We start from the raw sequence: 7051 nt of genomic DNA on the forward strand, positions 1-7051 counted from the left end.
ATGAAAAAGTTATTATCTTTACTTATACACCTTTCTTCTTTTCTAGCACTTAAATATTCTTTTTTAATTACTAGCACATCATAGTTTGATTTAAAACTTACTATTTTCTTTTTTAGATAGAATAGATTTTTTACTCCACATATATTCCATCAGCATCAATTCCCCTCTGTGCAGTTTCTCTACTACCTCTTGTTGCTCCATTTTATGTCACTTCCTCAAATTCAATCTAGCTTAAATTAATAATAGGAGCTTTTTTATACAAAAACTACAGGTAAATTTTTCTATATACTCTACATTTTTAGATTATTTTTTCTAAAATAAAACGACATTCATATTTATAAATTTATTCAATTTTCAAATTTTCAAACAATGATGTTGAATAATAACTGATTTCGTTGTATTATTAAATTGTAGAATAAAACTAAATCGGCAAAACTAGAGAAATTTAGTGACGCAAAGCTATAGGGACTAAGACTTGTAAAATATCTTATAAGTTATGTCAGCCAGTTGCCAAAAAGATATTGTTCTTTTTGTTTTTATGAAAGTTTTTTAGGGGGATAATAATATATGTTTAGAGATAAAATGGATAGATGTACACATATGTTAACTGCTTATATTGGTAGTTCATATGATTATTGTGATTTTATAGATACACAATTAGATGATTTTATACTAGAGTACGGAGAAAATGTAGTAGAAAATTGCTTACATCAAGTGATGGTATTGGTAAGTAAGTATAATTAAATAGATTTTGTTTTCTAGAAGAACCCTTTTTAGTTTTATCTACATTTATATTAATATATAGTAATACAAAACTCTTAAATATATTTTTAATATTAAGAATAACCAAAAATGTTAACTAAAAAATACAATTACATAGACATTTCTATTAATCTATGATACAATAGTATTTGTGGTAATACACAATTAAATCAAGTATATCTTGATACAGGTTAATAGGAGTATTTTTAATGAATAATGGAATAGTGAAATGGTTTAATAATGAAAAAGGATTTGGTTTTATATCAATGGAAGGTGGAGATGATGTATTTGCTCATTTCTCAGCTATACAAACTTCAGGATTTAAATCATTAGAAGAAGGTCAACAAGTAAGCTTTGATATAGTTAAAGGTGCTAGAGGTCCTCAAGCAGAAAATATAACTATATTATAATATATAGATTTTTCGGGAAAGACTCTTTTGAGGGTCTTTTTTTATTGCTAGTATATATAAGATAATTATTAATCCTTATTTCTGAACCTCTATATAAAAAAGGAGTACTATTTTTTGTACTCCTTTTTTATAAATTTTATTTTTTTATATAGATTAAGATTACTGTATTTTCTTAATCTTCCAAATTGTTAATTTGACTTAAAATTATAAATTGGTTTCAATATATTAATTATGTCAACTGTTTCTCTTATATTTTCTACAATCTCATCAATTGGCTTATACGCTTGAGGTGCTTCATCAATGGTTTTAATATTTACACTCGTTGTAAATATATTTTTCATAGATTCTTCATAATCTTTCATATTTATACTTCTTTTGGCTTCTCCTCTTGAAAGTATACGTCCTGCTCCATGAGGTGCAGAATTAATCCAATCTAAATTTCCTTTTCCTACTCCCAAAATAACACCATCTCTCATATTTATAGGAATCAATAACTTTCTTCCTTCATATGATGCTATAGCTCCTTTTCTTAGTATTCTGTTTTCAATTTCTATATAATTATGTATAGTTTGAAAATGGTATAAATCATTGAATTTAAGACCTATACATTCTTCAATTATTCTTTTAGCCATTGTATTTCTGTTTAATTCAGCATATTTTTGTATAATATCCATATCATGAAGATAATCTTCCATCAATTTGCCTTCTAAATAACATAAATCTTTTGGTATTTTAGGAGTAAAGTTATGTTCTTTTTTAAGCGATATCAATGCATCCTGAATTTCTTCTTCTCTATTTTCCTTTTTGTACTGCTCAACAAGTCTTTTACTATCTTCCTCAAAATTATTACTAATTCTAATATAGTAATCATAAGCTTTTTTTTGGTAGTATTTTGCTACCCTATTACCAAGATTTCTACTACCAGAGTGTATTATTAAATATTTATTTTTTTCACTATCTTCATTTAACTCAATAAAATGATTTCCCCCTCCAAGGCTTCCAATAGCTCGATTATATTCCTCTGTAGCTTTTCCTATGCCTTTTATACAATATAGTGATTCTATCTCTTTTTTATAGTTTGCTTTACTATATTTGTTTATATTAAATCCATGAGGTATTTTTTTTCTTATAAAATCATCTATCTGCTTTAAATCCAAATCAACTTTACCCAGATTTACACATATAACCCCACACCCTATATCTACTCCAACAAGATTTGGAACGATTTTATCTTGTATTGTCATTACAGTACCTATTACACAGCCAGAACCTGCATGACAATCTGGCATTATTCTTATCTTAGATTTTGTTGTAAATTCCTGATTACATAATTCTATTATTTGACTTATTGTTGTACTGTCTACATTATCTGTAAATATTTTTGCTTTATTGTATTTCCCTTGAATCTCTAACACTAATACCACATCCTTCTAAACTATATATTAAATTTTATATCATATGCCGTTAAAAAATATATTCAAATAAATTTTATATAAAAAATAATAACAAAAATATTACTTTTATTTTTATATAATCAAATTTATAATGTATTAAAAATAACATAAAAATGTCCATCTTTCAATATATATACTTTTCTTATGTGATATTATTATAGATTTCAAGCTTTTATTCATTTAAACATATTCATCATTTTTTTACTATTTTTGTAAAACTAATCCCATAGTCATACTATCATCAGAATATACTTCACCTTTGACATTATTAAAAAATTCAATAGATTTAAAACCAATATCTTTAATTTCTGCTAAAAAACTCTCTTTTGAAAAGTATTTATTCCAAATATAAAATACATTTTCATTTCCTTCTGTTATAACAAGAGTTTGTTCTAATGTATTGTAATCACTATATTTGCAATTATCTTGTATACACACATATCTTTCACTACTCCAAAATCCTCCTTTTTCATTTATTTCCCATGTTTTAACTTCTTTAAAATCATTGTATTTATTTACTGTAAATACATCTAATATCAACTTTCCTCCAGGTTTTAAACTTTTGTAAATATTCTCCATTAATAGACGTCTGCTTTTAGTTGATAAAGCTCCATAATCACAATAAATTAAAGTAGCTATATCAAATTCTTCACTGTAATTCATATTTAAATAACTTTGAAATAAATATGTTACATTTAGATTTTTCTCTTCATTTCTACTTTGTGCATAATTAATAGAGCGCTTTGAAAAATCAATCCCAGTTACTTTATAACCTTTCTGTGCAAATCTTTCTGCATATAGTCCTGGTCCACATCCTAAATCAATTAAATTTGGATACTTATCTGGAGATGCAACTTTAACTATCCAATCTACAGAATCATTAATAAAGTCTAGACTTCTACTTGCTCCTTCAAAATCAACATCTAAATGCGCTTTTAATAACTGTTTTGAGATATATTCATCATCCCAAAAATTAACTTTACTTTCCTTATAAAGTTCTGGTCTTTCTAAATACATACATAATTTGTTTAACAAAACATACCACTCCTTAAAGTTTATTTATAAAACAAAAAAACCACAGATTTTACTCTGTGGTTTAACTTCAAAAAGATGAATTTAAATAAGAGTAAAATAGAACCAAATATTTTTAAGCACAACAATAAAACTATCGCTTTATTTTGTTTACTTATTAAATTTGATTTTATCTACTCTTTTCCAGCAATACTTACATCAACGATTTTATGATATCAAGTACGCCGAACAACATCATCCTTTCATATTTTTATTTTATAGATACATTATATATTTATTATATTTATTTGTCAATGAATTTTGGTTTAGATAATTTATAATAGTCAATTTAGAAGTAGCTTATTATATCTAAAATTAATCAAAAAAAGATAACTGAATATCACCTGAATGTTTTAATTTTTCTTTCATTATTTTGGCATAACTACTTGATAAAGAGTACTTATTTCTAAGTTGATTGACCATTTTATAAAGTTGGTTTTTATATTCTTTATTTGCTGAACCTGTACTATATAGTATTGATAATTTATCAAATAAATCAGGAAATTCTTTTTTAATGAAGTCAAAAAAAACACCTCTAGTTACACCTCTTAAATACAAAGTTCCAGGTAACACATAGTGTACATTACTTTCTTTTGCGTATCTAAACAATGAATTTATATTATCAAAATTATCTGTAATATAAGGTATAATTGGCATAATATGAAGACCAACTGAAGCGTTAGTTTTTCTAAATTCCTTTAACATTTTAAATCTTCTCATTGAATCTACTCCATTCGGTTCAATGAGCTTTTGTGTCTTTTCATCTACTGTTGTAATTGTAGAAGCTATGTTAATATATGTAATTCTAGATAATTTATCAATCAAATCATAATCTCTTAAAATTAAATCTGATTTTGTAGAAATAATCGCTGGGGTTTTATATTTAATTAATAGATTCAATATTTCTGGCATAATCTTATACTCAGCTTCTATAGGCTGATAGCTATCTGTCACTCCCCCTATATTAATTACTTCTCTATTCCATTTACTACTACTCAATTGTTTTTCAAGTTTTTCTATTATATTTGTTTTTACATAAATTTCTTCAAAGTAATTACCAGAATTCATATACTTATGTGAATAGATAGCATAACAATATTTACATGCATGTTCGCAACCACGATAAATATTTAAATCCCATTTATACGGCATACTTCTTTTTAGTTTATTACAAGCAGTTTCACAATTTATTGGAGTATATTTTACTTTATTATACAAACAATCACCTCTTTACATCTAATCATACCATAATATTAAATTATAGTAATTAAAGTAAGCTATTACCATACCATAAGTCATAGTCAGCACCGTATTTACAAAGTAATATATTCCATTCATTCATGGATATTCCTCCACACATTGCTTTTTCTTCTAAATTATATAGACATTGTTTTAAATATACTTCATTATGCCAATCTCTATATAAAGTTTCTAAATTTAGATTATGTAATACAGATACATCCATTGAAAAATTGTTATTATTCCATTTTAGCATTTCTATAAACTTAGTTTCATTAGGTCTATAAGCCCTTTTCACCATTTCATCATGTATAACTTTTGCATAAAATTTAAATTCATCTATACTATAATTTAATACTTTATTTACTAATAGATGATTTGGAGTACCTTTTTTCTCTATAGAACCTTTTATAGCGAATAGTTCTCTCCATTGACTTACTAATTGATTTTTAGGTAATACATCAATTAAATCCTTATGCCATAATCTCATAATTTAACTCCTCACTATAAAATATTCTCTAAATTTAGTACTTAAATTACATTATAGTTTCACACGTTCAATAATTTTATCTGTAAAAACTATGCCATTCAAATGGTCTATCTCATGACAAAGACATTTTGCCATGAGCCCTGAGCCTTTAATTGTTATTTTCTCGCCATTCTCATTTAAAGCTTGAACTGTGACTTTTTTAGGTCTTTTTAATTTTCCCCATACATCAGGAAAACTTAAACAACCTTCAACAACAATTTGCTCTCCTTCTTCTTTAATAATTTCAGGATTAACAAGTTTAATAAGTCCCTCTCCTAAATCTATAACAACTAAGCGTTTTAGTATTCCTACTTGGCATCCAGCTAAACCCCCACCATTTGGCGTGTTGTACATCGTTTCTGCCATATCATTTAATAGGTCTCTTATCTTATTATCTACTTTTTCTACATTCTTACTCTTTTTTCTTAAAATTTCATCGTCAAAAGTTCTAATCTCTCTTAGAGCCATAATATTCACCCCTACTTATCTGAGCTCTTGATTTTCTCTCACTCTCTTCAAATAAAAATATATTTTCAATTGGTTCATTAAAAACTCTTGAAATATCATATGCTAACCATATTGAAGGTTCATTTTTACCAGTCTCTATAGCATTTATAGCCTGCCTAGATGTTCCTACTAATTCTCCTAGTTGTTCTTGCGTTAACCCCAATTTTTCTCTTAATACCTTGATTTTATTTTTCATATATACTCCATTCATGTAATGTTAACCTTACATTTAAACTGTAACATTTTCCAATTTTTATGTCAAGTCAACCTTACATTTATTTTAATAATCTATTTAACTAGATATTTTTTTATTGAATTTTTTAAGTAATAAAACAATCCAAATTAATGATACAATAAATGAGATAAAAATATATATGTAGTTACTATCCTTAAATGCCTTTGCTAACCAAAATGATGGTAAGAAAAATAAAATATACTGTATTTTATTTAAAATAAAAAATGGTGCTGGAATACCTAACATAAAAAGACCTGATAACTTTGTAAGTGCCATACCTTCTAATTTATTTGATGATAAAGAAGTTATTAATATTGATATAATAATTCCTTGCATCAAAGCTACTAAAGAAATTGCTAAATTTAATAAAAAAGAAATTTTAGTTAGCGAAAAAGTTAATAATAAAATTACTGTAATGACAAATGCTAAGATAGCTGGTATTCCAAGTCTTGAAATAAGATAACCACTTTTTCCAATAGGAGTGATTATCAAGTGCTTTGAAATATTATCATCAATTTCTCCTAACATAACCATAGTAGAAGCAAAAAAGAACATAAAAGGTGTTATGAAAGCTAAAAGCAAGTCAAATACTAAAAAATATGGTTCTAAAGTTAATTGATAATAAGAGCTATCAATTAATATATTCTGAATTAATGGTATTCCAAATTTTATAAGACCTCCACATAATATTGGAGAAATGCATACTACAAAAAGCATAGCATCACATTTTATTTGCTCAAATTCTTGTCTAAAAGCATTAATAATTTTTATCATAACTTTATGCCACCTACCTTTTTCCAAATACTACAAACAAAATAATATGTTATAAAATAAACTATTATAG

General features: G+C 25.7%; 9 protein-coding genes and 1 riboswitch. Of the genes, 2 read left to right on the top strand and 7 right to left on the bottom strand.

What is annotated here, in order from left to right; all coding sequences use genetic code 11:
- Nucleotides 1–418 precede the first annotated feature (418 nt).
- Nucleotides 419–515: riboswitch (cyclic di-GMP riboswitch) on the top strand.
- A gap of 52 nt (nucleotides 516–567) precedes the next feature.
- Complete coding sequence (locus tag KGF52_RS19710; RefSeq protein ID WP_227435413.1) at nucleotides 568–744, top strand: hypothetical protein; 177 nt, start codon at nucleotides 568–570, stop codon at nucleotides 742–744.
- Between the two features lie 227 nt (nucleotides 745–971).
- A complete protein-coding gene (locus tag KGF52_RS19715; protein ID WP_131044449.1) occupies nucleotides 972–1172 on the top strand; it encodes a cold-shock protein in 201 nt (66 codons plus the stop codon).
- A gap of 188 nt (nucleotides 1173–1360) precedes the next feature.
- Here KGF52_RS19715 and KGF52_RS19720 read toward each other — a convergent pair whose 3' ends face one another.
- From KGF52_RS19720 to KGF52_RS19750, 7 genes are all read right to left on the bottom strand, one after another.
- Nucleotides 1361–2587 carry an RtcB family protein gene (locus tag KGF52_RS19720; RefSeq protein ID WP_227828486.1) on the bottom strand — a complete coding sequence of 409 codons (1227 nt, stop codon included), beginning with the start codon at nucleotides 2585–2587 and terminating at the stop codon, nucleotides 1361–1363.
- A 243-nt stretch (nucleotides 2588–2830) separates the two neighbouring features.
- Nucleotides 2831–3661, bottom strand: a complete 831-nt coding sequence (locus KGF52_RS19725) for a class I SAM-dependent methyltransferase (protein ID WP_227828485.1) — start codon at nucleotides 3659–3661, stop codon at nucleotides 2831–2833.
- A 351-nt stretch (nucleotides 3662–4012) separates the two neighbouring features.
- Nucleotides 4013–4915 (bottom strand): SPL family radical SAM protein, encoded by a 903-nt coding sequence (locus KGF52_RS19730; RefSeq protein ID WP_227841355.1) that lies wholly within the window; start codon nucleotides 4913–4915, stop codon nucleotides 4013–4015.
- Between the two features lie 49 nt (nucleotides 4916–4964).
- Entirely contained in the window at nucleotides 4965–5426 is a 462-nt protein-coding gene (locus KGF52_RS19735) for a pyrimidine dimer DNA glycosylase/endonuclease V (protein WP_227841356.1), read from the bottom strand.
- A 51-nt stretch (nucleotides 5427–5477) separates the two neighbouring features.
- On the bottom strand, nucleotides 5478–5933 hold the full coding sequence (gene def / locus KGF52_RS19740) for a peptide deformylase (protein WP_227841357.1): 456 nt from the start codon (nucleotides 5931–5933) through the stop codon (nucleotides 5478–5480).
- Nucleotides 5914–6168: a helix-turn-helix transcriptional regulator gene (locus KGF52_RS19745; RefSeq protein ID WP_227841358.1), complete on the bottom strand. Its 255-nt coding sequence runs from the start codon at nucleotides 6166–6168 to the stop codon at nucleotides 5914–5916. Before KGF52_RS19745 ends, def begins: the two co-directional genes overlap by 20 nt.
- Nucleotides 6169–6264: 96 nt before the next feature.
- Nucleotides 6265–6981: an ABC transporter permease gene (locus KGF52_RS19750; RefSeq protein WP_227828480.1), complete on the bottom strand. Its 717-nt coding sequence runs from the start codon at nucleotides 6979–6981 to the stop codon at nucleotides 6265–6267.
- Between the last annotated feature and the right edge of the window lie 70 nt (nucleotides 6982–7051).

The sequence above is a fragment of the Clostridioides sp. ZZV15-6597 genome (assembly GCF_020657815.1).
Taxonomy (GTDB): Bacteria; Bacillota; Clostridia; order Peptostreptococcales; family Peptostreptococcaceae; genus Clostridioides.

Excerpts from the sequence above, each read along its gene's own strand:
- KGF52_RS19735 (WP_227841356.1), bottom strand. The coding sequence starts at position 5,426 with ATGAGATTATGGCATAAGGATTTAATTGATGTATTACCTAAAAATCAA.
- def (WP_227841357.1), bottom strand. The coding sequence starts at position 5,933 with ATGGCTCTAAGAGAGATTAGAACTTTTGACGATGAAATTTTAAGAAAA.
- KGF52_RS19745 (WP_227841358.1), bottom strand. The coding sequence starts at position 6,168 with ATGAAAAATAAAATCAAGGTATTAAGAGAAAAATTGGGGTTAACGCAA.
- KGF52_RS19750 (WP_227828480.1), bottom strand. The coding sequence starts at position 6,981 with ATGATAAAAATTATTAATGCTTTTAGACAAGAATTTGAGCAAATAAAA.
- KGF52_RS19710 (WP_227435413.1), top strand. The coding sequence starts at position 568 with ATGTTTAGAGATAAAATGGATAGATGTACACATATGTTAACTGCTTAT.
- KGF52_RS19715 (WP_131044449.1), top strand. The coding sequence starts at position 972 with ATGAATAATGGAATAGTGAAATGGTTTAATAATGAAAAAGGATTTGGT.